Source organism: Thioalkalivibrio nitratireducens DSM 14787 (assembly GCF_000321415.2).
Lineage (GTDB): Bacteria > Pseudomonadota > Gammaproteobacteria > Ectothiorhodospirales > Ectothiorhodospiraceae > Thioalkalivibrio > Thioalkalivibrio nitratireducens.
In genome coordinates, this window is record NC_019902.2 from 3,204,997 (window position 1) to 3,231,142 (window position 26,146).

The window sequence follows — 26,146 nt, forward strand, 5'->3', positions numbered from 1 at the left end:
TCAGGCCTCCTCGTCCACGATCCAGGTATCCTTGCTGCCTCCTCCCTGCGAAGAGTTCACCACCAGCGAGCCTCTGCGCATCGCGACCCGAGTCAGTCCGCCGGCGGTTACGTCCGTGCGCACCCCCTGCAGCACGAACGGACGCAGATCCAGGTGCCTTGGCTCCAAGCCTTCGTCACACAACGTCGGCGCAACGGACAGACTCAGCGTCGGTTGGGCGATGTAGTTGCGAGGATCGTTGCGGATCAGCTGCGCGAACTCGGCGCGCTGCTTTTTGCTCGCGTGCGGTCCGACCAGCATACCGTAGCCGCCGGACTCGTTCGCGGGCTTCACCACCAGTTGCTCGAGGTGGCCCAGCACGTACCCACGATGCTCGTCGTTCACGCAGAGCCAGGTGGGAACATTGGGGATGATCGGGTCCTGATCGAGGTAGTACTTGATCATCGCCGGCACGAAGGCGTAGATCACCTTGTCGTCGGCGACCCCGGAGCCCGGCGCATTGGCGAGGCCGACGTTGCCCTTGCGCCAGGCGCGCATCAGGCCGCGCACGCCGAGCAGCGACTCGGGATTGAACTCCTCCGGGTCGATGAAGGCATCGTCGACGCGGCGGTAGATCACGTCCACGCGTTCGAGTCCCTGGATGGTGCGCATGTACACGCAGTCGTCGTCGCCGACGACCAGATCCGCACCCTCGACCAGCTCGGCGCCCATACGCTGCGCGAGGAACGAGTGCTCGAAGTACGCCGAGTTGAAGATTCCGGGGGTGAGCACCACAATCTCCGGATAATCCTGCGGGCGCGGCGAGATCGACGCCAGCATGTCGAACAGCTGGGTCGGGTACTCGTCGACCGGCAGGATGCTGGAGTTCTCGAAAACCTCGGGGAACACGCGCTTGGTCACCTCGCGGTTCTCCAGCATGTACGAAACGCCGGAAGGCACGCGCAGATTGTCCTCCAGCACATACAGCGTTCCGTCACCGTCGCGCACCAGATCGGAGCCACAGATATGCGCCCATACCCCATGGGGCGGATGGATTCCCCGGCACTGCTCGCGGAAGTTCCTGGAATGTTCGAGTACGTAGGCCGGCATCACCCCGTCGCGGAAGATCTTCTGCTCGTTGTAGACGTCGTCGATGAACAGGTTCAGCGCGGTCAGCCGCTGGACCAGGCCCGCCTCGACTCCGACCCACTCGTTCTTGGGAATGACCCGGGGAACGATGTCGAACGGCCAGGCACGGTCGATGTTCTCGCCCTCGCTGTAGACCGTGAAACTGATGCCCATCTCGAGGATCGCATGATCGGCAGCCTGCTTGCGGATCTGCAGTTCGTTGTCGTCGAGCGACCTGAGGTAATCCGTCAGGCGGCGGGCCACCGGCCTGGGGCTGCCCCGGGAAGCGATCAGCTCGTCGTAGAAGGGAGCGGGATCGTAGGTCTTCCAGTCGATCGACATCCGGGCGGGCCTCGCACGAAGGGAGAGATCTCCGCTACTCTAACGCAGCGGGGGCTGTGCAAGAATCCTGCAATTAACAAGTTCCGGCGTGAACCGCCTGCAACCCCAACGCAACGCGGGCCGCAATGCCGGCAGGCGCCGCGTGCCAGAGTCGAGCAGTGGGTAACGGTCGGACACCCGATGTCTTGCCTCGCGGGAACCTTACCCGCTGCGGCACGGTGCTGCGAGAGTCAGCTGAGGCCTCTTTCGAGGCGCCCTCAGCCGGGGCCATCGCCGATTCAGGCCGACTTGGTGAACTGCACCTGCTTCCAGTAGCCGAACAAGCTGGCAGGCTCGATCGCAACCGGCTCGCGACCGGTTACCGCGACGAAGTGATCCAGTTCCATGTCGGGCCGAAACCCGACGGCCCGCGACAGCGGACGCAGGCTGCGTTCCAGGGTACGCAGGAACCACTGGCGCGACGCGAAATGGTTCACTACCAGGATCTGCCCACCGGGCCTGCAGACCCGCCACATCTCCGCGAACAGTTGCTCGGGATTGGGCACCACGGACGCCACGTACATCGCGACCACGGCGTCGAAGCTGTCGTCTGCGAAACCCAGCCGCTCGGCGTTCATCTCGGCGAGGCCGATCACCGCGGGGCAACCCTGGTCGGAGACGCGCCGGCGCGCGACCTCGAGCATCTCCCGGCTGATGTCGATCCCGACGACCTCTGCGTCCGTGCAATAGAACGGCAGCGAGATCCCGGTCCCGACGCCGACCTCGAGCACGCGCTTGCCGGATACCGGCGCCAGGGTGTCCAGCGCGAGGCGCCGTCCCCGGGCGAAAACGCGCCCGAAGATCACGTCGTAATGGCGGGCGTAACGCCGATAGCTCTTGCGGATACTGATCAGGTCCACGGCCTCAGAACCCCTCTCGGCACAACCGTTCGTCAGAATACGTGAAAGCCGCCCGAGGGCGGCTTCACTTGGCGTCTCAGGCGGCGTCGACGGCCTTCATGCTCAGTCTGATTCGGCCCTGCTTGTCGACCTCGAGCACCTTCACGGTCACCGAGTCGCCTTCGTTCAGGAAATCGGTCACGTTCTCCACGCGATCATTCGAGATCTGGGAGATGTGCACCAAGCCGTCGCGGCCGGGCAGAATCGACACGAACGCGCCGAAATCCATGATCTTCACCACGCGTCCGCTATAGACCCGGCCTACCTCGACATCGGCGGTCAGCTCCTCGATGCGGCGCCTCGCTTCTTCGCCCGCGGCCTGATCGGTCGACGCGATCTTCACGATGCCGTCATCGGAGATATCGATCGAGGTGCCCGTTTCCTCGGTCAGCGCCCGAATGGTCGCCCCACCCTTGCCGATCACGTCGCGGATCTTCTCCGGGTTGATCCGCATGGTAATGAAGCGCGGAGCATAGCTCGACATCTCGGTGCGGTGCGAGCTGATGGCCTCGCCCATACGCTCGAGGATATGCAGACGCCCATCGCGCGCCTGCTGTAGCGCCGTCTCCATGATCTCCCGGGTGATCCCGTCGATCTTGATATCCATCTGCAGCGCGGTCACACCATCGCGTGTGCCTGCAACCTTGAAATCCATGTCGCCCAGATGATCCTCGTCGCCGAGGATGTCGGCCAACACCGCGAAGCGGTCGGCTTCCTTGATCAGCCCCATCGCAATCCCTGCAACCGGCGCCTTCATGGGTACCCCGGCATCCATCAGTGCGAGGCTGGTGCCGCAGACCGACGCCATGGAACTCGAACCGTTGGACTCGGTGATTTCGGAGACCACGCGGATCACGTACGGGAAACTGTCGTCTTTCGGCATCACCGCCTGCACGCCACGCTTGGCGAGGCGGCCGTGCCCGATCTCGCGCCGCTTCGGCGTCCCGACCATACCCGTCTCGCCGGTGCAGTACGGCGGAAAATTGTAGTGCAGCATGAAGCGCTCGCGGCGCTCGCCCTCGATCGCGTCGATCACCTGGGCGTCGCGGTCGGTACCCAGGGTGGCAACCACCAGCGCCTGCGTCTCGCCGCGGGTGAACACCGCGGAGCCATGGGCGCGCGGAAGCACCCCAGTCTGCACGGTGATCGGGCGCACGGTACGGGTGTCGCGGCCGTCGATCCGCGGGTTGCCGTCCAGGATCCGGTCGCGCACGATCCGGTATTCCAGATCGTGGAACGCGTTCTTCACGGCCTCGGCGGAAGGCGCTTCGTCGCCGCCGGTGGCGACCTGCTCCACCACACCGGCACGCAGGCTGTTCAGACGCTCGGTCCGCGCCTGCTTCTCGGCGACCTGGTAGACCTCGACCAGTGCGTTACGGGCGACCTCGGCGACCCGAACGTCGAGGCTGTCGTCGGTCTCCGGCGCGGTCCAGTCCCAGGCCGGCTTGCCAGCGTCGGCGGCCAGTTCACGGATCGCCTGGATCGCCGCCTGCATCTGCTCGTGGCCGTACATCACCGCGCCCAGCATCACCTCTTCCGAGAGCTCGCTCGCTTCCGATTCGACCATGATCACCGCATTCTCGGTGCCGGCCACGACCAGGTCGAGTTGCGAGTCGGGCAATTCCGAAGCGGTGGGGTTCAGGAGGTACTGGCCGTCCCGGTAGCCCACGCGAGCCGCGCCGATCGGCCCAGCGAACGGCACGCCCGAGACCGCGAGCGCGGCCGAGGCGCCGAGCATCGCGACGATGTCCGGATCCACCTCGGGGTTGATCGACATGACTGTCGCGATGATCTGGGTCTCGTGCTTGAAGCCTTCCGGGAACAGCGGTCGCAATGGCCGGTCGATCAATCGGCTGGTCAGCGTTTCCTTCTCGTTGGGGCGCCCCTCGCGCTTGAAGAAGCCACCGGGGATCTTGCCGGCCGCGTAGGTCCGTTCCTGGTAGTTCACCGTCAGCGGGAAGAAGTCGCGACCTGGATCGGCCTCCTTGCGCGCCACCACCGTGACCAGCACCACGGTGTCCGCGATGTTGACCAGGACGGCTCCGCTGGCCTGCCGGGCGATGCCTCCGGTCTCGAAGGTGACCGTCTGATTTCCGTACTGAAACGTCTTCTTGTATGACACGCTCTGCTTCCCGCTTGGTGGTGGACTTACCGGCGTAGACCGAGACTCTGCACCAGCGCCTGATAGCGCTCCTGGTCCCTGCCCTTCAGGTAGCTCAGCAGCTTGCGCCGCTGATTCACCATCTTCAGCAGGCCGCGGCGCGAATGGTGATCTTTCTTGTGGGTCTGGAAATGACTCATCAGGTGCTGGATGCGCGCGGTGAGCAGTGCCACCTGCACCTCCGGCGAACCCGTGTCGTTGGCATCGCGGCGGTGCTGCTCGACGATGGCCATCTTGGCTTCGGTACCGATTGACATGACGTAGCTTGACTCCTGAATCGTAAACCTTGTTACCTGTCTTCGGGCACGGCCCTGCCGGCCGCCCCCCCCCCTGGTCCATTGTCCGGGTGGCCCGCCTCCAGCACGCCGGAAGAGACGTTGTTCCAGCGCCGCGGGCACACGCGAAGGCGCGAAATAGTATCACGCCGGGCGCCCCGAATACCAAGGCAGCCGCCAACCGCATCCGGCACCCGTTCAGGCATCTGCCGCGGCTCCGGCCACGAACAGCCGCCGGGGCGCGACCCGGCCGTCATCGAGCAGCTCGCCCACGCCAAGAAACTCGCCGTTCGAACCGTAGAGGCGCAGCGGACCCTGCTCCCGGATCCGGGCAACGAACACCGGCTGCCCCTGGCGCACGAAACGCGTACTCGCGGCGTCCAGCCGCACCTCCGGGCAGTCCGCCAACGCGCTGTCCGCAGGGCGCAGCCAGCGCTCGAGCGCCTGGGGTCCACCCTCGGCGGACGCGGCCTCGAGTTCCTCCATGGTCACCATCTCACCGGCATCGAACGACCCGTGGCCCGTGCGGCGCAGTTCGGCGACGGCCGCTCCGCAACCGAGGGCGCGGCCCAGATCCTCGATCAGGGTGCGGATATACGTTCCCTTGCTGCAGTGGACCTCCACACGCAGCCGGTCCGGCGCCTCCAGCACCCCGCGCAGCGCATGGATGGTCACGGTACGGGCAGGCCGCTCCACCTCGATGCCCTTGCGTGCCAGCGCATACAACCGCTGTCCCTGGTGCTTCAGCGCCGAGTGCATCGGCGGCACCTGCTGGATTTCGCCCCGAAAGCGGGCACAGGCGACGTCCACATCGGCGCCGGTCAGTGCCGGCACCGTATGCTCGCGCAGTATCTCGCCTTCCATGTCGCCGGTCGAGGTCTCGACACCGAGGCGGGCCACCGCGACGTAGTGCTTGTCGGCGTCGAGAAGCCATCCGGACACCTTGGTCGCCTGCCCGAAACACAGCGGCAGCAGGCCCGTGGCAAGCGGATCCAAGCTGCCGGTGTGCCCCGCCTTGCGCGCCGCGAGCAGGTACTTGACCCGCCCCAGGGCCTGGTTCGAACTCAGGCCCCGGGGCTTGTCAAGCAGGATGATGCCATCGATGTCACGGCGTTGAATCGGCATAGTGCGCAAGGGTAACTGTGGTCCGGCCCGCCGTGATCGCGGGCCCGGGAGTCCCGGGATCAGCGGCCGGGCTCCGGGTCCGTGGATTCGTCCGATGGCGCACCTTCCGGATGCCGGGCGGTGTCCTCGGCGATCGCCGAGTCGATCAGCGCCGAGATACGTGCGCCGCGCTCAGGGGTATCGTCGTAGATGAAGCGCAGCGTCGGGACGCTGCGCAGGCGCAGGCGGGTTCCCAGCGCATGGCGCAGGTAGCCGGCGGCATGGTTCAGGCCCTGCTGGGCTTCGATCCCCTTGTCCTCCCCGCCCAACTGGGTGAAAAACACTTTGGCATGCGCGAGGTCGCGGCTGACCTCGACACCCGAGAGGGTGATCATACCGACACGCGGATCCTTGACCTCGACCCGGATCAGCTCCGCCAGTTCACGCTGAATCTGATCGCCGACCCGCTCGCTGCGGTGATAGTCGCGGTGTGCCGCCATTACAGCGACCGCGCGACTTCGACGCGCTGGTAGACCTCGATCTGGTCGCCCGGACGCACGTCGTTGTAGTTCTTCACTGCGATGCCGCACTCGGTGCCGGTCTTCACCTCGTTCACGTCATCCTTGAACCGCCGCAGGCTCTCGAGCTCGCCCTCGAAGATCACGACATTGTCGCGCAGCACGCGGATCGGGTTGCCACGCTTGACCGTACCCTCGACCACCAGGCAGCCGGCAACCGCCCCGAAGCCGGAGGCCTTGAACACGTCGCGTACTTCGGCCAGCCCGACGATCTCCTCGCGCATCTCCGGCGCCAGCAGGCCGGACAGTGCCTGCTTCACGTCTTCGATCGCCTCGTAGATCACCGAGTAGTAGCGGATGTCGATCTCGTTCTCCGCGGCCAGCCGACGCGCACCGGCATCGGCACGGACGTTGAAGGCGATGATGATCGCCTGGCTCGCCATCGCGAGGTTGATGTCGGACTCGGAGATCCCGCCCACCCCGGTGGACACGACCTTCACCCGCACCTCGTCGGTCGAGAGCTTCACGAGGGCATCACGCAACGCCTCGGCGGAACCCTGGACGTCGGTCTTCAGCAAAATGTTGACCGTCGCGACCTGACCTTCCTTCATCTGGTTGAAGATGTTCTCCAGCTTCGAAGCCTGCTGCGCGGCCAGCTTGTGCTCGCGCTGCCGGGTCTCGCGGTGCGCGGCGACCTCGCGCGCAGTCTTTTCGTCCGCGACCACCAGCACTTCGTCGCCGGCGTTCGGCACCCCGGACAGGCCAAGGATTTCCACCGGCATCGATGGTCCCACCTGCTTCACCGCGGTCCCGGTGTCGTCGAACATCGCGCGCACACGGCCGTATTCCTGCCCACTGAGCAGGATGTCGCCATGCTGCAGGCGGCCGGCCTGGACCAGTACGGTGGCCACCGGGCCACGCCCCTTGTCCAGACGCGACTCGATCACGACGCCACGCGCCGGCCCCTCGTCGGGGGCCTGCAATTCCATCACCTCTGCCTGCAGGCCAACGGCATCGAGCAGTTCGTCGATCCCCTGGCCATTCAGCGCGGAAACCGGCACGAACTGGGTGTCCCCGCCCCAGGATTCGGGAATAACCCCGTGCTGGGAGAGTTCGTTCATCACCCGATCCGGGTCCGCGTCCGGCTTGTCGATCTTGTTGACCGCGACGACCAGCGGTACACCGCCGGCCTTCGCATGCTCGACGGCCTCGATCGTCTGCGGCATCACCCCGTCGTCGGCCGCGACCACCAGGATCACGATGTCGGTCGCCTTCGCGCCGCGCGCGCGCATCGCGGTGAACGCCGCGTGGCCGGGGGTATCCAGGAAGGTGATCCCGCCCTTGGGCGTCTCCACGTGGTAGGCACCGATATGCTGGGTGATTCCTCCAGCCTCGCCCGATGCAACCTTGGCCTTGCGGATGTAATCCAGCAACGACGTCTTGCCATGATCGACATGGCCCATCACGGTCACCACCGACGGACGTGGCTTCGCCTCACCGGTCTGATGGATCTCCAGGCTGATCTCGTCCTCGATGCTGCGGGCGACCGCGGGGACCGCCTTATGGCCCATTTCCTCGACCACCAGCACCGCGGTGTCCTGATCGATACTCTGGTTGATCGTGGCCATCACGCCCATCTGCATCAGCGTCTTGATCAGCTGCGGGGCCTTGATCGCCATCGCCTGAGCCAACTCGCCGACGGTGATGGTTTCCGGAATCTCAATCTCGCGCACCACGGGCGCGGTCGGCCGGGCGAAGCCATGCTTGCTGGCCACTGCTGCGGCCGCAGCCGTCTGCGCAACCCGGCTGCGCCCCTTGTCGCGGCGGCCACGTCGATCGCCGGCTACGTGCAGTTCCTTGCGGCCGCCCTCGTCACGGCCGCCACGGCGTCCCTTCTTCCGTCCCGGCTCGGCCTTGCCCGCCGCTTCCTGGCGGGCCTTGGCCTCCTTCTCGGCCAACAGGCGCTGGGCTTCTTCCTTCTCCAGACGGCGCTGCTCCTCGGCCTTCGCCCGAGCCGCCGCCTCGGCCTCTTCACGCTGCCGACGCTCCTGGCGGACCTTGCGTTCTTCCTGTTCCTGCTGCCGCTGTTCGACCGCCCGCCGCATCGCTTCCCGCTCGGCCTCGACCTGCCTGGCGAGCTGTTCGGTACGGCTCAGAGCCCTACGGGACCCAGGCTGGGTGCTTGCTTCAGCCTCCCCTTCATCCGGCACGGTCGCGGCCTTCTCGGGCTCGACCTCTTCCGGCTCAGCCGCGGGTTCGGGGGAAGCAGGCTCCGGTTCCTCGAGATCCGAGGGCAGTTCCGCCGGGGCCGCTGCAACCGGCTCCTCGGGTTCTTCGTGCATCTCGGCCGCCGGTTCGGGCCGGGGCTCGGGGGCTTCCGTCACCGGAACCTCGGGCTCGTGCGTTTCGGTCACCGGTGCCGCCTCCGGTGCAACCGTCGGCGCAGCTTCCATCTCCGGCTCTGCGGCCGCAACCTCGGGTTCGGGAACGGGCGCCGCGACCTCGCGCTCAGGCTCGCGCCGCAGGATCTGCCGACGCTTGCGTACCTCGACACTCACCGTCTTCGTCCGCCCCTGGCCAGCGCTCACCTTCAGCGTCTGCGTAGTCGCCCGGCGCTTCAACGTCATGCGTCCGCCTTCGCTGCGCTCGCCACCGTGGGTCTCCCGCAGGTATTCGAGCAGGCGCAGTTTCTGCGCATCAGTCACCTTCGCGGCAGGACCATCCACCTCGACGCCCGCTTCCTTGAGCTGGCCAATGAGGCGGTCCACCGGTGTCCCCACCGACTCCGCGAGTTGCTGTACTGTCATCTGCGACATTGCGCCTACCTCCTATCCAATTCTATCCGCTCGGGCCCCACGCCTTGCACTGCCATCAGCGCGGCCCGTTCACGCGCCCTCGGCGAACCACGGCGCGCGCGCCGTCATGATCAACTCGGCCGCCTGCTCGGCATCGATGCCCGTCGCCTCCACCACGTCATCGACCGCCTGCTCGGCCAGATCCTCCATGGTGCAGATTCCGTGCGCCGCCAGCTTGTTGGCCAGCAACGGCGTCATGCCTTCCATGTTCAATAGGTCCGGACCCGGCTGGGCGCCCTCGAGCTGTTCCTCGGCGGCGATCGCACGGGTAAGCAGCGCGTCACGCGCCCGAGCCCGCAGCTCCTCGACGATCTCGGCATCGAATTCCTCGATCGCGAGCAATTCCTGCTCGTCGACATAAGCAACCTCGTCGAGCGTGGTGAAACCTTCCTGCACCAGGATTGCGGCGACCTCCTCGTCGACATCCAGGGCCTCCATGAACTGCCCCTGCAATTGCTGTGCCTCTGCGTCGCTCTTCTCCGCCGCCTGCGCCTCGGTCATGACGTTCAAGTCCCAGCCGGTGAGCTGGGACGCGAGACGAACGTTCTGGCCACCGCGCCCGATTGCCAGCGAGAGCTTGTCCTCGGCGACCGCGATATCCATGCTCTGTTTCTCCTCGTCGACCACGATCGACAGGACCTCGGCCGGGGACATCGCGTTGATCACGAACTGCGCCGGATTCTCGTTCCAGACGATGATGTCGATCCGTTCGCCCGCGAGTTCGTTCGACACCGACTGCACCCGCGAGCCACGCATGCCGACGCAGGCGCCGACCGGATCGAGCCGCGGGTCGTTGGAATGCACCGCGATCTTCGCGCGCGCACCGGGATCCCGCGCAGCGCCCATGATTTCGATGATGCCCTGCCCGACCTCGGGCACTTCCAGCTTGAACAGCTCGATCAGGAATTCCGGAACCGTACGGCTGACGAACAGCTGCGGACCGCGCGCCTCCGGGCGAATCTCGCGCAGGTAGCCGCGCAGCCGGTCGTTGTTGCGCACCGATTCGCGCGGAATCATGTGCTCGCGCGGAACCAGCGCCTCGGCATTGTTGCCCAGGTCCAGGTATACCCCGTTGCGGTCGGTACGCTTGACGATGCCCATCACGAGCGTGCCCACCCGCGACTTGTACTCGTCGAGCACCTTCGCGCGCTCGGCCTCGCGCACCTTCTGCACGATCACCTGTTTCGCGGTCTGGGCCGCGATGCGTCCGAAATCCACGGCCTCGACCGGTTCTTCGATCACCTCGCCGACCGCGATCTCCGGATACTTCTGCCGCGCGTACGAAAGCAGGATCTGGTGATCGGGCGATTCGAACTCCGGATCGTCGTCGTCGATTACGGTCCAGCGCCGAAAGGCCTCGTAGTCGCCGGTGGCCCGGTCGATCTTGACCCGCACATCCATTTTGCCACCGTGGCGCTTGCGTGTAGCCATCGCCAGCGCGGATTCCAGCGCCTCGAAGATAACGCTCTTGTCCACGCCCTTCTCGTTCGAGACGGCGTCGACGACCAGCAGGATCTCCTTGTTCATGCTCTTGCTCTCCACAACATCGGCGGCTGTCCGCGATGGTTGATCAACGACTCGGTTCGATCGGCGGCAACAAACGGGCACGGGCAATCGCACCGAGGGGCAGCGCATACGCAACGCCATCCACCTCCACCTCGATCCCGCTGTCGGACACTGACAGCAGTCGGCCGCGGTAATTGCGACGGCCATGCTCCGGCCAGGCCAGTCGCACTTTCACGTCGCTCCCGATGTAGCGGCGATACTGCCCGAGCGTGAACAGCGGGCGTTCAATGCCGGGGCTCGAAACCTCCAGCGTGTATTCACCACGGATGGGCTCCTCGACGTCGAGGACCGCACCCACCTGGTCGCTGACCGCACCGCAGTCGTCCACGGTGATCCCGTCCGGGTGGTCGATGTACAGGCGCAGCAGCGCGGGGGTGGACCCCGACTGGTACTCCACACCCCACAGCTCGAATCCCAGCGCCTGCACCGACGGCGCAAGCATCACCCAGAGTTCCTGTGCCTTGTCCAACGAAACACCACCTGCTTCGCAGGGCCGCGACTGGCCCCGTCCGGAAACAAAAAAGGGGCGTTCACCGCCCCGATACGGCCAACGGCCGCATCCGCGTCCGCCAGGCTTGCGTTCATCGTCCAGCCCCGGCCCATGCGCCGGGACGCGACCCAACAATAAAGGCCCCAACCGGGGCCTTCGGGCATTCTCGCAGCACGAGCCGGTGAAGATCATCCAGATCGCCTGCGTGCTGATTCCGTATCAGCCCCCCGGCGAAGACCACCGCATCGGCCATCCTGCCACCAAGGGCCCGTGTGGCGGACCGGGGTCGTTCCACACGGGAGCAGTATCCTACCGCAGCCGACACCCGAGCGTAAAGGCCCAGGAGCCGCACCACCGATTGAACGCGATGGCTCATGCTGCCCGGCGGGGACCGCCAGCCGAAGGGCCCGCCGGACCGGGAATGCGGATATGCCCCTCGCCCGCTGCCTCTCGACGGGCGCAGGTGCCGCATCGGCGGGCCGGGCCAGCTCCGCTGCCAGGACGGTAGCCCATGCCGAGGATCCTGACCGGGTTGCATGGCGCCACTGGAGCGCGCCGACGCCAATCCCGACGCCCGCCCCAAAACAAGAAACCCGCGCCGGAGCAGGACGCGGGTCGGGTATAATTCGGGTTGGTAGCGGGGGCAGGATTTGAACCTGCGACCTTCGGGTTATGAGCCCGACGAGCTGCCAGACTGCTCCACCCCGCATCCGAGAAACGGGACTATACCAAAGCACTCCCTGCGACGCAAGCGCGCGACCACTGGTGGCTCCGGATGCGATTCCGGCCAGCGCCGGCCGCCGGGCACCCGCACTGGCGTTCCTCGCGGCACAACCTGGGCGACTCGACTCGGCCCCGTGCCGTGGTGCCACGGGGTACAAGCTGCGTGACTACAGAAGGCTGCCGCCGACCGCGTAGTGGGTCAATCCGAACAGCAGCCCGGGGAAGACGCCCAGCAGCAGCACCGCAAGGCCGTTCACGCTGATGGCAGTCGCGAACACGCCGCCCCGGTTGACCGGCTCGCGTTCCCCGACCGGGTCGTCGAAGAACATCAATTTGACCACGCGCAGATAGTAGAACGCGCCGATGATCGAGAAGATCACCGCGTAGACGCCGAGCCAGACGTGGCCCGCGCCGATCGCGGCCTGGATCACCGCCAACTTCGCGAAGAAGCCGACGGTCGGCGGCACACCGGCCATCGAGAACAGCAGCAGCAGCATCATGAACGCGAACCAGGGATGGCGCTTCGCCAGGCCCTTGAAGTCGTCGAGCCGGTCGGCCTCGTAGCCACGGCCGGAGAGCAGGATGATCATCCCGAAGCCTCCGGCCGCGGTCAGCGCGTAGACGATGATGTAGAACATCGCCGAGGCGTAGCCGCTCTCGGTACCTGCGAGGATACCCATGAACAGGAAGCCGACATGCGCGATCGTCGAGTACGCGAACATGCGCTTCAGGCTGGTCTGGGCGATCGCGATCACGTTGCCGACCGCGAGCGACAGCACCGCGAGCACGATCAGCATATCGCCCCAGTCGCCGTGCAGCGGCCCCAGCCCCTCTACCAACAGGCGCATCAGCAGTGCGAAGCCGGCGATCTTCGGTGCGGTCGCGATGAACAGCGTGACCGCGGTGGGCGCACCGTCGTAGACGTCGGGGACCCACATGTGGAACGGCACCGCACCCAGCTTGAACGCGACCGCGACGACCACGAACACCAGCCCGAACACCAGCGGCACGTTCATGCCCGCGTCCGCCGTGCGCAGTTCCGCGGCGACCGCGGCGATATCCAGGCTGCCGGTCATGCCGTAGATCATCGACAGGCCGTAGAGCAGCAGGCCCGACGCCAGCGCGCCGAGCACGAAGTACTTCATCGCGGCCTCGGAAGCCCGCGACGAATCGCGCCAGAACGCGACCAGCGCGTACGACGACAGGGCCAGCAACTCCAGCCCGAGGTACAGGGTCAGGAAGTTGTGCGCCGAGATCATCACCATCATGCCGAGCACGCCGAACAGTCCGAGCACGTAGAACTCGCCTTTGTAGATGTCGCGCTCCTGCAGGTACGGGCGCGCATACAGGAACACGAAGAAGGTCACGATGTACATCGCGAGCTTCAGCACGTCGCTCATCGGGTCGGCGACGAAGGTGCCGTTGAACGTGAGCTGCGCCTCGGGACCCGCGAGCCAGAGCGTCAGGACCGCCGCACCGGCCAGCGTCGCCTGCACCAGGCCGTAGGTGATGTCGCGGCGGGAATCCGGCAGGAAGGCGTCCAGCACCAGGATCAGGCAGGCCATGCCCAGCACGAACATCTCGGGCACCGCGGGCAGAAAGGCAGGAATCTCGAAATTCATCTCAGGTCCCGTATCAGAGTGCCGGCAGCTTCGACTGGGCGATGTGAGTCACGAGCTGGTCGATGGTCGCATTCATCACCTCGAGCAACGGCGCCGGCCAGATCCCGAGCAGCAGCACGAAGAAAGCCAGCACCCCCATCACCAGGAACTCGCGCGGGGTCAGATCCTTGAGCTTCGCGACGTTGTCGTTCGCGACCTCGCCGAAGATCACGCGCTTCACCAGCCAGAGTGTGTAGGCGGCGGCCAGGATCAGCGTGGTCGCAGCCAGGAACGCGAGCCAGAAATCGGCGCGGAACGCGGCCAGGATCACCATGAACTCGCCGACGAATCCCGAGGTGCCCGGCAGCCCGGTATTGGCCATCGCGAACAGCACGAAGAAGCTCGCGAACCAGGGCATGGTGTTCACCACGCCGCCGTAATCGCCGATGTTGCGGCTGTGCAGCCGGTCGTAGAGCACCCCGACCGCGAGGAACATCGCCGCGGAGATGAAACCGTGCGAGACCATCTGCACCATGCCGCCGGCGATACCGAGCGAGGCGCCGGTCCAGTCGCCGGTGTTGCGGAAAATCATGAACGCGATGAAGAAACCGAGCGTCGCGAAGCCCATGTGCGCGATCGACGAATACGCGATCAGTTTCTTCATGTCGCTTTGCACCAGCGCGACCAGCCCGATATAGACGATCGCGATCAGCGACAGCGTGATCACCAGCACGTCGAGCACCGCGGAAGCGTCCGGGGTGATCGGCAGGCTGAAGCGCAAGAAACCGTAGCCGCCGATCTTCAGCATGATCGCGGCCAGGATCACCGAACCGCCGGTCGGCGCCTCGACGTGGGCATCCGGCAGCCAGGTATGCACCGGGAACATCGGGATCTTTACTGCGAACGCCGCGAAGAATGCGAGGAAGATCAGGATCTGCGCCGTCATCGCCAGCGGCAGCTGGTGAAAATCGAGAATCGCGAAGCTGCCGTCGGCCTGGAAGTACATGTAGATCAGCGCGATCAGCATGAACACCGAGCCGAGGAAGGTGTACAGGAAAAACTTGATCGTCGCGTACACGCGGCGCGGCCCGCCCCAGATGCCGATGACCAGGAACATCGGGATCAGCATCGCCTCGAAGAACACGTAGAAGAGCACCGCGTCCAGCGCCGAGAACATCCCGATCATCAGCCCCTGCATGATCAGGAATGCCGCAAGGTAATACGCGACCCGGTCCTTCACCGATTCCCAGGCGGCGATCGTCACCAGCACCGTGGTCAGCGTCGTCAGCAGGATCAGCGGCATCGAGATGCCGTCGACGCCCAGATGGTAGTGCACGTTGAACGCCGGGATCCAGGCCGTGAACTCCTGGAACTGCATCTCTGCCGTGCCGCGCTCGAATCCGAACCAGAGCACCAGGCTCGCGGCGAAGGTCGCAAGCGCCACCGAGAAGCCGATGCGCAGCGCGACCGCCGGCGCGTCGCGGCCGGCGACCAGCGTCAGGAAGCCGCCCAGGATCGGCAGCCAGATCAGCAGACTCAGGATGGGCCAGTCAGCAATCATGGTCGTTCCTTGATGGGGCCGCGGCGCGCCCGGGCATCGCGCCGGCGCCTCGATGATTCGGGTCGGTGAGCATGGCGTTGGACATTCAGATCACGAAGGCGAAGATCAGGACCAGCAGGCCGATGATCATCACGAACGCATAGTGGTAGAGGAAGCCGGTCTGTACCGCGCGCACCCGCGCGGCGATCCAGCCGACCGAACGCGCGGTGCCGTTGACCAGCACCCCGTCGATCACCAGCGCATCGCCGTAGCGCCAGAGCCAGTGGCCCAGGCGACGCGTACCGCCGGCGAACACCCGGTCGTTGAAGCGGTCGGCGTAGTACTTTTCCTCGAGGATCCGCACAGCCAGGCGCATCCGGTCGGCGATCACCCCGGGCAGATCCGGGCGTTTCATGTACAGATACCAGGCCGTGACCAGACCGGCGATCGCGAGCCAGAAAGCCGGCAGCATCAGGCCGTGCAGCACGAAGGCCAGGACACCGGTGTAGCTCTCGCCCTTCATTCCCAGCACGTCGTGTTCTTCCAGCACGAAGAGGCTGCCCGCGAAGAAGTCGCCGAACAGCATCGGACCGATGAAATAGCCGGCCACCACCGACGGGATCGCCAGCAGGATCAGCGGCACGGTGACCACCCAGGGCGATTCCTTTGGCTTTAGCGGTCCGTGGTCGTGATGGTGATCGTCAGCGTGGTCGTCGCCATGGTCCGGCATGTACTTGTGCGCCTGGTCGTAACGCTCTTCGCCGTGGAACACCAGGAAGAACATGCGGAAGGTGTACAGCGCGGTCACGAACACCCCGAACAGCACCATCCAGTAGGCGAAGGTCGCCCCCGGGATCTCGGAGTAGCCGACCGCCTCGATGATCGCGTCCTTGGAAAAGAAGCCGGAGAAGAACGGGAAACCGATCAGCGCCAGCGAACCGATCAGCGCGGTCACATAGGTGATCGGCATGTGCCGGCGCAGCCCGCCCATCGCCCGCATGTCCTGCAGGTGGTGCATCGCGATGATTACCGAGCCCGCCGCCAGGAACAGCAGCGCCTTGAAGAACGCGTGGGTCATCAGGTGGAACAGGCCGGCCGCGTAGGCCGAGGCCCCCAGTGCGACCGTCATGTAGCCGAGCTGGGAAAGCGTGGAATACGCGACCACCCGCTTGATGTCGTTCTGCACCAGACCGATCAGCCCCATGAAGAACGCGGTGATCGCGCCGATCACCAGAATGAAGCTCAGTGCGGCTACCGAGAACTCGTAAAGCGGCGACATGCGCGCGACCATGAAGATGCCAGCGGTGACCATGGTCGCGGCATGGATCAGCGCCGAGATCGGCGTCGGGCCCTCCATCGAGTCGGGCAGCCATACGTGCAGCGGCACCTGTGCGGATTTGCCCATCGCACCGATGAACAGGAAGATCAGCGCGACGTCGAGCAGGCCAAAGGTCATTCCCGGCCACAACGTGATCGTCGCGTCGCGCATGCCCTCGGCCTCGGCGAAGACCTCGGTGTAGTTCAGGCTGCCGGCGTAGAACACCAGCGCCGCGATCCCGATCAGGAACCCGAAGTCGCCGACGCGGTTCACGATGAACGCCTTCAGATTCGCGTAGATCGCGGTCGGGCGCTTGTACCAGAAACCGATCAGCAGGTAGGAGACCAGGCCCACCGCCTCCCAGCCGAAGAACAGCTGCAGGAAGTTGTTCGCCATCACCAGCATCAGCATCGAGAAGGTGAACAGCGAGATGTACGCGAAGAAGCGCTGGTAGCCGGGATCGTCGGCCATGTAGCCGATGGTGTAGATGTGCACCATCAGCGACACGAAGGTGACGACCAGCATCATCATCGCGGTCAGGTTGTCGACCAGGAAGCCGATCTCGAAGTGCAGACCGTCGCTGACCATCCAGGTGTAGACGGTCTCGTTGTAGACGGGGGTGCCCCCGAACACGTGGGCGTAGAACACCACCGCCGACAGCACGAACGAGACCGCGACCCCGAGGATGGTCACGCTGTGCGCGCCGACGCGGCCGATCTGCCGACCGAACAGGCCCGCGAGGATCGCGCCCAGCAGCGGCGCGAGAACGATGATCAGGTAAACCGTATCCATGGCCGCCTACCCCTTCATTGCGTCCAGATCCTGGACGTTGATGGTGCGTCGATTGCGGAACAGCAGCACGAGGATCGCCAGCCCGATCGCCGCTTCGGCCGCCGCGACGGTCAGGATGAAGAACACGAAAACCTGGCCCGCGAGATCCTGCAGAAAGAACGAGAACGCGATGAAGTTGATGTTCACCGCGAGCAGCATCAGCTCGATGCACATCAGCAGAACGATCACGTTCTTTCGGTTCAGGAAGATGCCGGCCACGCTGATCGAAAACAGCAGCGCGGCGAGCACCAGGTAGTGCGACAGCGTAATCATGTGTTGGCCCTGAGTTCCCAGTCGGGGTTCCGGTCGCCCGAATCGTGTGTCCAGTGCGGCGGCTCATCGGCCGCCGGGCGGTGTGTGCTAGGCGCCCTCGTTGTTCCTGCCGTGTTCGCTCTCGTCGTGCTCGGCACCCGACCTCCTCGGCTCGGAGCGCATCGAGACCAGACGCACCCGGTCGGCCCTGCGCACGCGGACCTGCCCGGCCGGATCGACGTATTTCGTGTCCGGGCGGCGGCGCATGGCCAGCGCGATCGCCGCGATGATCGCGACCAACAGGATCGCCGCCGCGATCTCGAACGCGTAGACGTAATCGGTGTACAGGATCCGCCCCAGCTCGAGCGTGTTCGCGTAGTCCGGCCCGGCACGCTCCGGCGGGTCCATGGTGATGAACCGGGTGATCACCAGCGTCAGCACCGTCGCCATTGCCGCGGCCACGACCAACCCGGCCGGCAGGTACTCGGTGAAGCCCGCGCGCAGCCGGGCAAGGTTGATGTCCAGCATCATCACCACGAACAGGAACAGCACCATCACCGCGCCGACGTAGACGAGCACCAGCACGATCGCCAGGAACTCGGCCTCGGCCATTAGCCAGATCGCTGCGGCGGTCACGAAGCACAGCACCAGGAACAGCGCCGCGTGCACCGGGTTGCGCACGCTGATCAAAGCCAGCGCGGAGCCGAGCAGGATCGCGCCGAACACGTAGAAAAGAAACAGTTCAAAGGTCATCGTCGAATCCCCGGGTCACCGGTACATCGCGTCCGCCGCACGCGCGGCCGCGATCTCTTTCTCGTAGCGATCGCCGATCGCCAGCAGCATGTCCTTGGTCATGATCTGCTCGCCGCGATTTTCGAAGTGGTATTCGAACAGGTGCGTCTCGACGATCGAGTCGACCGGGCAGGCCTCCTCGCAGAAGCCGCAGAAGATACACTTGAACAGGTCGATGTCGTAGCGCGTGGTGCGCCGGGTGCCGTCCGCCCGCTCTTCGGACTCGATGGTGATCGCGAGCGCCGGACAGACCGCTTCGCACAGCTTGCAGGCGATGCAGCGCTCCTCACCGTTCGGGTAGCGGCGCAATGCGTGCAGCCCGCGAAAGCGCGGCGACATCGGCGTCTTCTCCTCGGGATACTGCACGGTGAACTTGCGCGCGAACAGGTAGCGCCCGGTCAGGCGCAGGCCCAACAGCAATTCCCAGAGCAGGAAGCTCTTGAAGAAATGTCGGATCGCGTTCATCTCAGCATCCTCCGCCGGCTAGGCGAACCATGGACCCACCTGCAGGAACACCAGTACACCCAGCACGAACAGCCAGACGATGGTGACCGGGATCAATACCTTCCAGCCCAGGCGCATGATCTGGTCGTAGCGGTAGCGCGGGAAGGTCGCCCGCAGCCACAGGAACAGGAACAGGAAGAAGGCGGTCTTCAGCAGGAACCAGTGGATCCCGGAATCAAGGAACCAGCCGATCACCGGCCAGGCGAACGCGCTGTCCGGAACGATTCCCTGCAGCGGCGACAACCAGCCCCCGAAGAACAGCAGCGCGGCCAGCGCCGAAATCAGGATCATGTTCGCGTATTCGGCCAGGAAGAAGACCGCAAAGGCCATGCCCGAGTACTCGACGTGGAACCCGGCGACGATCTCGGATTCGCCCTCGGCCACGTCGAACGGCGCGCGGTTGGTCTCGGCGACGCCGGAGATGAAGTACACCAGGAACAGCGGCAGCAGCGGCAGCAGGAACCAGTGATACACGCTCCCTTCCTGCGCGCGCACGATCTCGCCGACGTTCAGGCTTCCAGCCGCCATGATCACGCCGACCAGCGCGAAGCCCATTGCGATCTCGTAGGCGACGATCTGCGCCGCCGACCGCATCGCGCCGAGCAGTGCGTACTTCGAGTTCGACGCCCAGCCCGCGATGAGCACTCCGTAGACCCCGAGCGAGGTCAGCGCCAGCAGGTACAGCAGGCCGGCGTTCACGTCGGCCAGTACCATGCCGTCGTCGAACGGTACCACCGCCCAGGCGGCGAGCGCGGGGAACAGCGCGAGTGTCGGCGCAATCAGGAACAGGAAGCGGTTCGCGTTGGTCGGGACGATCACTTCCTTGGTCAGCAGCTTCACCGCGTCGGCGATGGGCTGCAGCCAGCCGCGCGGCCCGACCCGGTTCGGTCCGATCCGGACCTGTATGTAGCCGATGACCTTGCGTTCGGCATAGGTCGTATAGGCCACCGCCAGCATCAGGGGCGCCACGATCAGCGTGATCTTGAACAGGATCTGCATCACCACCGGCAGCGCCTGAAAGCTTTCCATGAGCCAGTCGATCATGTGTCGTCCCTTGTCAGGCCCGGGCCAGGGTAACCGGGGTTCCGGGTACATCGAGATCGGCGAGCGCGGCGCTGCCGGCCACGGTCACCGCGACTCCGACCGGAACCGTCTCGTCGTGCACCAGCGTGAGTTCCGCGTCGCGCCGCCCCTGGCGCAGGCGCACCCGGGTTCCGTCGGCATGGGAGCCGGCCGATTGCGGATGGATGCGCACCGTATCCGCGCGCCGGCCCTCTGGCAATACTTGCAACGGCGCCGCCCGGCGCACCAGCGGGTCGCAGGAATAGAGCCCCTGCACCTGCATCCGCACCAACGCCGAAGCCGTGTCGGGTATTTCGACCTGCGCAAGTCGCAGGTCGACCTGCGTGCTGAACGCCGCCTCGGGCAGTTGCGCCTTCATCTCGTCGCGCACCGCACGCGAATCCAGGTAGCCCACCCCGCGCACGTCCAGGAGGTTGCCGAGCACCCGCCAGACCTTCCAGCCGGGGCGGGCCTCGGCGGGCGCGGTCGCGACTGCCCGGAAACTCTGCCAGCGCCCTTCCGCGTTGACCAGGGTGCCGGAGGTCTCGAACGCGGTCGCCACCGGCAGCAGCACGTCGGCAATCTCCTCCAGTACGGGGTTCGCGAAGGCGGTCAGCGCCACAACCAGACGTGCCTCGCGCAGCGCACGCAGTGCCGGCACCGGGTCCGCGAAATCGCAGTCCGGATCGATACCGGCCAACACGAACGCATCCCGGCCCTGTGCCAGCATGTTCCGCACGTCGGACCCGGACAGTCCGGTGGCCGCGCCACCGACCGAGCGCGTGGGCACGCAACCCGCGAGCCAGGCCCCGGCGGCGTTGGCGCCGGGCGCGAGGTAGCCCAGACGCGCACCGGTTTGCCGGGCGATCCAGCCGGCAAGCGCGCGCAGCGTCGAGAAAGCCGGGCTGGCGATCGCGTCGGCACCGAGCAGCACGTGCGACTGATGCCCTTCGGACAGCGCGGTCGCGATGCGCCGCTGCGCCTCGAGCGTGGCCTCGTCCTCGGTGAAGGCGGCGGCGACCACGTCGGAGAGGAGCTTCGGCAGCTTCTTGCCGTTTTCGGCGAGGCGCGCCGCGACCCCGGCCAGCCCGAGCACCTGGCTGCGCACATCACCCAGCAGCTGGGCATCGGTCGGGTAGGTCAGGTCGAGCCAATGCGTGTGCACCGCGCTGATCCGGGCGCCCTTCAGGCCGGCCTTGCGCAAGCGGTGGGCGAGCATCGGAGCCTCGCGCCGCGGATTACAGCCGACCAGCAGTACCGCGTCCGCACGGTCCAGATCCTCGATGGCACTGCCGAGCCAGGGGAACAGCGGGGCCGCGGCTTCATCGCGGAAATCCAGCTGGCCCAGGCGATGGTCGATGTCGCCGACGCCGAGACCGCGCAGTACCTTCTGCGCCAGGTAGAACTCCTCGAGGGTAAGCGACGGCGACAGCAAGGCCCCGGTACGCGCCGGGTCGGCCATGCGCAGGCCGTCGGCGGCCTTGGCCAGCGCCTCTTCCCAGCTCGCGTCCTGCCATTCGCCGTCGACCTTGATCCGCGGCCGGGTCAGGCGATCCCCTGCGGAGAGGCCGGCGTAGCTGAAGCGATCCCGATCCGAAATCCAGGTCTCGTTCACCGCCTCGTTCTCGCGTGGCACGACGCGCATCACGCGCCCGTTATACGTGTGCACGAACACGTTGGAGCCGACCCCGTCGTGCGCTGCCACCGACGGTGCCTCGCGGTATTCCCAGGCCCGCGCCCGATAGCGCGACGGCTTCGCGGTCAGCGCTCCCACCGGGCACAGATCGATCACGTTGCCCGAAAGCTCATGGCTGACGGTGTGCTCGACGTACGTCCCGATGCGGACGTACTCCCCGCGCCCGGTCGCTCCCAGCTCGCGCACGCCGGCGATCTCCTCGGCGAAACGCACGCAGCGGGTACAGTGGATGCACCGGGTCATCTCGGTCTCGATCAGCGGCCCGATGTCGCGGTCGTTCACGACGCGCTTCGCCTCGGCATAGCGCGACACGCTCTCGCCGTAGCCCATCGCGACGTCCTGCAACTCGCACTCGCCACCCTGATCGCAGATCGGACAGTCCAATGGATGGTTGATCAGCAGGAATTCCATCGTGCCCTTCTGCGCCGCCAGCGCCAGCGGGGAACGCGTGTGGACCTTCATCCCCTCCATCACCGGGGTCGCACACGCGGGCAGCGGCTTCGGCGCCTTTTCCACTTCGACCAGGCACATACGGCAGTTTGCGGCCACCGACAGCTTCTTGTGGTAGCAGAACCGCGGGACGTGGATGTTCGCGTCATCGGCGACATCGATCAGCATCGTGCCCTTCGGCGCCTGCAGCGTCTGTCCGTCGATCTCGAAGGTGACCAGATCCTGGCTCATAGGGGTTTCCTGCACCGGGGCAATCAGGCGGCCTGCGCCACCAGGCTCTTGCCGTGCTGAATGTAGTGTGCGAACTCGTGACGGTAGTGCTTGATGAAACTGCGAACCGGCATCGCGGCGGCGTCGCCGAGTGCGCAGATCGTGCGACCCTCGATCTTGCTCGCGACATCGTCGAGCCGTTCCAAATCTTCCGGACGTCCCCGGCCCTCGACGATCCGGGTCAGCATCCGGTACATCCAGCCGGTACCCTCGCGGCAAGGCGTGCACTGGCCGCACGACTCGGAGAAATAGAAGCGCGAGATCCGCTGCAGCACCTGGACCATGTCGGTCGTCTCGTCCATCACGATCACCGCACCGGAGCCAAGCATGGAACCGGCCTTCGCAATCGAGTCGTAGTCCATGTTTGCCTGCATCATCGCATCGCCCGGCACCACCGGCACCGAGGACCCCCCCGGAATCACCGCTTTCAGCCGGCGTCCGTCGAGCACGCCGCCCGCCAGATCCAGCAACTCGCTGAACGGGGTTCCGAGCGGCACCTCATAGTTGCCCGGTCGATTCACATGGCCCGAGACCGAGAACAGCTTCTCGCCGCCGGACTTCGGCACGCCCAGTTCGGCGAACCAGTCGCCACCGTTGCGCAGGATCGACGGGATCGAAGCCAGCGACTCGGTGTTGTTGATCGTCGTCGGGCGCCCGTACAACCCGAAGTTGGCCGGGAACGGCGGCTTGAACCGCGGCTGGCCCTTCTTGCCCTCGAGCGACTCGAGGAGCGCGGTCTCCTCGCCGCAGATATATGCGCCGGCACCGAGGGTCGCGTGGAGGTCGAAATCGACCCCGGAGCCGAGGACATCCTTGCCCAGGAACCCCTGGTCATAGGCTTCCTTCAGCGCATCCGAGAAGCGCCGGTAAACCTCGTCGATGAACTCGCCGCGCATGTAGTTGTAGCCCACCGTCGCACCGATCGCATAGCCGGCGATGGCCATGCCCTCAATCAGCGCATGCGGGTTGAAGCGCAGAATGTCGCGATCCTTGCAGGTGCCGGGCTCGGACTCGTCGGAGTTGCATACGATGTATTTCTGCCCGGGACTGTTGCGCGGCATGAAGCTCCACTTCAGACCGGTCGGGAACCCGGCACCGCCGCGCCCGCGCAGGTTCGATTTCTTGACCTCTTCGATCACGTCCTCGGGCGGCATGCGCTCACCGAAAACCTTCTTCAGCGCCTGGTAGCCGCCGACGCTCAGGTAGGAATCCAGCGACCAGGGCGTTTCGAGTTCGCGGGTCGCGAAGCAGATGCGGTTGGCCATAATTCAGGACTCCAGCTTGGCGAGGATTTCGTCCACGCGCTCGGGCGTCAGGTTCTCGTAGTAGACATGGTCTACCTGCATCATCGGGGCGCCGCAGCAGGCGGCCAGGCATTCCTCCTCCCGCTTCAGGTAGAACTTCCCGTCGGGGGTCGACTCGCCAAGCCGGATCCCGAGCTTTCGTTGCAGATGTTCGATGATGGCATCGGAACCACGGAGCATGCAGGAGACGTTGCTGCAGACCGCGATGGTGTGCCGGCCGACCGGTTCGAGTTCGAACATCGAGTAGAACGTTGCGGCCTCGTACACATCCATCGCCGGGATGCGCAAATATTCCGCGACCGCATCCATGAGCTCGGTGCTCAGGTAACCGTGCTCGTGTTGGGCCGCGCGCAGCGCGCCGAGCAGCGCCGAGCGGCGCTGGTTATCCGGGTAACGCGCCAGCCAGTGGTCGATCTCCGCGCGCAGGTGCTCGCTGAGCATCGGCGCGTTCTGCTCCTTCGCCGCCATCAGCGGTCCACCTCCCCGAAGACGATATCCTGCGTACCGATGATCGCAACCACGTCCGCCAGCATGTGCCCGCGCGCCATCTCGTCCAGCGCGGACAGATGGACAAAGCCCGGGGCGCGGACCTTCAGCCGGTAGGGCTTGTTCGCGCCGTCGGAGACCAGGTAGACGCCGAACTCGCCCTTCGGATGCTCGACCGCGGCATAGGCCTCGCCTTCCGGCAGGCAGAAACCCTCGGTGAACAGCTTGAAGTGATGGATCAGCGCCTCCATGTCGGCCTTCATCTCCTCGCGCCGCGGCGGAGCGATCTTGTAGTTCTCCAGCAGTACCGGGCCGGGATTCGCCCGCAGCCAGTCGATGCACTGGCGGATGATCCGGTTCGACTGGCGCATCTCCTCGATCCGGACCAGGTAGCGGTCGTAGCAATCGCCGTTCACGCCGACCGGGATGTCGAAATCCAGACGGTCGTAGACCTCGTAGGGCTGTTTGCGGCGCAGATCCCACTCGACGCCGGAGCCGCGCAGCATCGGCCCGGTCAGGCCCAGCTGCTTCGCGCGCCCGGGGCTCACCACGCCGATCCCCACCGTGCGCTGTTTCCAGATCCGGTTGTCGGTCAACAGCGTCTCGTATTCGTCGACGCAGCCGGGGAAACGCTCGGTGAACGACTCGATGAAGTCCAGCATCGAGCCCTGGCGGTTCGCATTCAGCGCGTCGACCTCGGCCTGCGTCTTCCAGCGCGACGGCTGATATTTCGGCATCGCGTCGGGCAGGTCGCGGGCGACACCGCCCGGTCGGTAGTAGGTCGCGTGCATCCGGGCACCGCTGACTGCCTCGTAACAATCCATCAGATCCTCGCGCTCGCGGAACGCGTACAGGAAGACCGTCATGGCGCCGATGTCGAGCGCATGAGCACCGAGCCACAGCAGGTGGTTCAGGATCCGCGTGATCTCGTCGAACATCACGCGGATGTACTGGGCGCGCAGCGGCGGCTCGATCTCGAGAAGCTTCTCCATCGCCAGCACGTAGCCGTGCTCGTTGCTCATCATCGACACGTAGTCGAGCCGATCCATGTAACCGATCGACTGGTTATACGGCTTGCTCTCGGCAAGTTTCTCGGTACCGCGATGCAGCAACCCGATGTGCGGATCTGCGCGCTGGACCACCTCGCCGTCCATCTCCAGCACCAGGCGCAGCACGCCGTGCGCCGAAGGATGCTGGGGACCGAAGTTCAGGGTAAAGTTGCGGATCTCAGGCATTGCGTTCGTCTCCCGCCTGCTCGTCCCCCGCGTAGCGGTGGTCGTCGCGGATCACCTTGGGCACGAGCACCCGCGGCTCGATGGTCACCGGCTGGTAGATCACCCGCTGTTGTTCGGGGTCATAGCGCATCTCCACGTGACCGATCAGCGGGAAGTCCTTGCGGAACGGGTGGCCGACGAAACCGTAGTCGGTCAGGATCCGGCGCAGGTCCGGGTGGCCCGCGAACAGGATCCCGAACAGGTCGAAGGCCTCGCGTTCGAACCAGTTGGCCGACGCCCAGACCCCGGTGACCGACTCGATCCCGGGAAAGTCGTCGTCCGGCAGGAAGGCGCGGACGCGCAGCCGCCGGTTATGCGCGATCGACAGCAGGTGCATCACCACCGCGAAGCGCGGGCCTTCCCGATCCGCGTCATCCGCGGCCTCGTCGAACGTGAACCGCCCCGAGGTCGCCGGCGACACCCCACGCGAGAAGCCCTGGCGGGAGGCGGCCTGGGTCGCCCATTCGGTACGCCCGTATTCGAGGTAGTCGACACCACAGAGGTCCACGAGCATGTCGAATGCGAGGTCCGGGTGATCGCGCAGACGCTCTGCCACCGTCTTCCACTGGTCGGCGGGGATCTCGATCGTCACCTCGCCATGATCGACGTGCACCGCCTGCAGTTGCGGCTCGAACTCCGCCCGCAGGATATCGATCCAGTGCTTGCTTTCGGACATCGTCTTCCCCT

21 protein-coding genes and 1 tRNA gene are annotated in these 26,146 nt (G+C 65.7%); all 22 read right to left on the bottom strand.

What is annotated here, in order from left to right; genetic code table 11:
* Entirely contained in the window at positions 1 to 1,449 is a 1,449-nt protein-coding gene (locus TVNIR_RS14640) for a circularly permuted type 2 ATP-grasp protein (RefSeq protein WP_015259847.1), read from the bottom strand.
* 278 nt (positions 1,450 to 1,727) lie between these two features.
* A complete protein-coding gene (locus TVNIR_RS14645) occupies positions 1,728 to 2,348 on the bottom strand; it encodes a class I SAM-dependent methyltransferase (RefSeq protein WP_015259849.1) in 621 nt (206 codons plus the stop codon).
* A gap of 76 nt (positions 2,349 to 2,424) precedes the next feature.
* Positions 2,425 to 4,509, bottom strand: a complete 2,085-nt coding sequence (gene pnp / locus TVNIR_RS14650; protein WP_015259850.1) for a polyribonucleotide nucleotidyltransferase — start codon at positions 4,507 to 4,509, stop codon at positions 2,425 to 2,427.
* 26 nt (positions 4,510 to 4,535) lie between these two features.
* Positions 4,536 to 4,805 carry a 30S ribosomal protein S15 gene (gene rpsO, locus TVNIR_RS14655; protein WP_015259851.1) on the bottom strand — a complete coding sequence of 90 codons (270 nt, stop codon included), beginning with the start codon at positions 4,803 to 4,805 and terminating at the stop codon, positions 4,536 to 4,538.
* A 216-nt stretch (positions 4,806 to 5,021) separates the two neighbouring features.
* Positions 5,022 to 5,948 carry a tRNA pseudouridine(55) synthase TruB gene (gene truB, locus TVNIR_RS14660; RefSeq protein ID WP_015259852.1) on the bottom strand — a complete coding sequence of 309 codons (927 nt, stop codon included), beginning with the start codon at positions 5,946 to 5,948 and terminating at the stop codon, positions 5,022 to 5,024.
* 59 nt (positions 5,949 to 6,007) lie between these two features.
* Complete coding sequence (gene rbfA, locus TVNIR_RS14665; RefSeq protein WP_015259853.1) at positions 6,008 to 6,427, bottom strand: 30S ribosome-binding factor RbfA; 420 nt, start codon at positions 6,425 to 6,427, stop codon at positions 6,008 to 6,010.
* The gene (gene infB, locus TVNIR_RS14670) at positions 6,427 to 9,261 is read right to left on the bottom strand and encodes a translation initiation factor IF-2 (RefSeq protein WP_015259854.1); all 2,835 of its coding nucleotides are present in this window, start codon (positions 9,259 to 9,261) and stop codon (positions 6,427 to 6,429) included. The genes rbfA and infB overlap by 1 nt, the downstream gene beginning before the upstream one ends.
* A 69-nt stretch (positions 9,262 to 9,330) precedes the next feature.
* Positions 9,331 to 10,827: a transcription termination factor NusA gene (nusA, locus tag TVNIR_RS14675; protein ID WP_015259855.1), complete on the bottom strand. Its 1,497-nt coding sequence runs from the start codon at positions 10,825 to 10,827 to the stop codon at positions 9,331 to 9,333.
* A 43-nt stretch (positions 10,828 to 10,870) separates the two neighbouring features.
* On the bottom strand, positions 10,871 to 11,335 hold the full coding sequence (gene rimP, locus TVNIR_RS14680) for a ribosome maturation factor RimP (RefSeq protein WP_015259856.1): 465 nt from the start codon (positions 11,333 to 11,335) through the stop codon (positions 10,871 to 10,873).
* Positions 11,336 to 11,988: 653 nt separating this feature from the next.
* Positions 11,989 to 12,065: transfer RNA gene (locus tag TVNIR_RS14685), tRNA-Met, on the bottom strand.
* 181 nt (positions 12,066 to 12,246) lie between these two features.
* On the bottom strand, positions 12,247 to 13,701 hold the full coding sequence (gene nuoN, locus TVNIR_RS14690) for an NADH-quinone oxidoreductase subunit NuoN (RefSeq protein WP_015259857.1): 1,455 nt from the start codon (positions 13,699 to 13,701) through the stop codon (positions 12,247 to 12,249).
* 13 nt (positions 13,702 to 13,714) lie between these two features.
* Positions 13,715 to 15,241, bottom strand: a complete 1,527-nt coding sequence (locus tag TVNIR_RS14695; RefSeq protein ID WP_015259858.1) for an NADH-quinone oxidoreductase subunit M — start codon at positions 15,239 to 15,241, stop codon at positions 13,715 to 13,717.
* Positions 15,242 to 15,326: 85 nt separating this feature from the next.
* Positions 15,327 to 17,330, bottom strand: coding sequence for an NADH-quinone oxidoreductase subunit L (gene nuoL, locus TVNIR_RS14700; protein ID WP_015259859.1), 2,004 nt, complete (start codon positions 17,328 to 17,330; stop codon positions 15,327 to 15,329).
* Positions 17,331 to 17,336: 6 nt separating this feature from the next.
* A complete protein-coding gene (nuoK, locus tag TVNIR_RS14705; protein WP_015259860.1) occupies positions 17,337 to 17,642 on the bottom strand; it encodes an NADH-quinone oxidoreductase subunit NuoK in 306 nt (101 codons plus the stop codon).
* An 87-nt stretch (positions 17,643 to 17,729) separates the two neighbouring features.
* The gene (locus tag TVNIR_RS14710; RefSeq protein WP_015259861.1) at positions 17,730 to 18,374 is read right to left on the bottom strand and encodes an NADH-quinone oxidoreductase subunit J; all 645 of its coding nucleotides are present in this window, start codon (positions 18,372 to 18,374) and stop codon (positions 17,730 to 17,732) included.
* 15 nt (positions 18,375 to 18,389) lie between these two features.
* Positions 18,390 to 18,878, bottom strand: a complete 489-nt coding sequence (nuoI, locus tag TVNIR_RS14715) for an NADH-quinone oxidoreductase subunit NuoI (RefSeq protein ID WP_015259862.1) — start codon at positions 18,876 to 18,878, stop codon at positions 18,390 to 18,392.
* 18 nt (positions 18,879 to 18,896) lie between these two features.
* On the bottom strand, positions 18,897 to 19,961 hold the full coding sequence (nuoH, locus tag TVNIR_RS14720) for an NADH-quinone oxidoreductase subunit NuoH (RefSeq protein ID WP_015259863.1): 1,065 nt from the start codon (positions 19,959 to 19,961) through the stop codon (positions 18,897 to 18,899).
* Positions 19,962 to 19,974: 13 nt separating this feature from the next.
* Entirely contained in the window at positions 19,975 to 22,356 is a 2,382-nt protein-coding gene (gene nuoG / locus TVNIR_RS14725) for an NADH-quinone oxidoreductase subunit NuoG (RefSeq protein WP_015259864.1), read from the bottom strand.
* Between the two features lie 23 nt (positions 22,357 to 22,379).
* Positions 22,380 to 23,660 (bottom strand): NADH-quinone oxidoreductase subunit NuoF, encoded by a 1,281-nt coding sequence (gene nuoF, locus TVNIR_RS14730; RefSeq protein WP_015259865.1) that lies wholly within the window; start codon positions 23,658 to 23,660, stop codon positions 22,380 to 22,382.
* A 3-nt stretch (positions 23,661 to 23,663) separates the two neighbouring features.
* Positions 23,664 to 24,167, bottom strand: a complete 504-nt coding sequence (locus TVNIR_RS14735) for an NADH-quinone oxidoreductase subunit NuoE family protein (protein WP_015259866.1) — start codon at positions 24,165 to 24,167, stop codon at positions 23,664 to 23,666.
* On the bottom strand, positions 24,167 to 25,420 hold the full coding sequence (locus tag TVNIR_RS14740; protein WP_015259867.1) for an NADH-quinone oxidoreductase subunit D: 1,254 nt from the start codon (positions 25,418 to 25,420) through the stop codon (positions 24,167 to 24,169). The genes TVNIR_RS14735 and TVNIR_RS14740 overlap by 1 nt, the downstream gene beginning before the upstream one ends.
* The gene (locus tag TVNIR_RS14745; protein ID WP_015259868.1) at positions 25,413 to 26,135 is read right to left on the bottom strand and encodes an NADH-quinone oxidoreductase subunit C; all 723 of its coding nucleotides are present in this window, start codon (positions 26,133 to 26,135) and stop codon (positions 25,413 to 25,415) included. Before TVNIR_RS14745 ends, TVNIR_RS14740 begins: the two co-directional genes overlap by 8 nt.
* Positions 26,136 to 26,146: the final 11 nt, after the last annotated feature.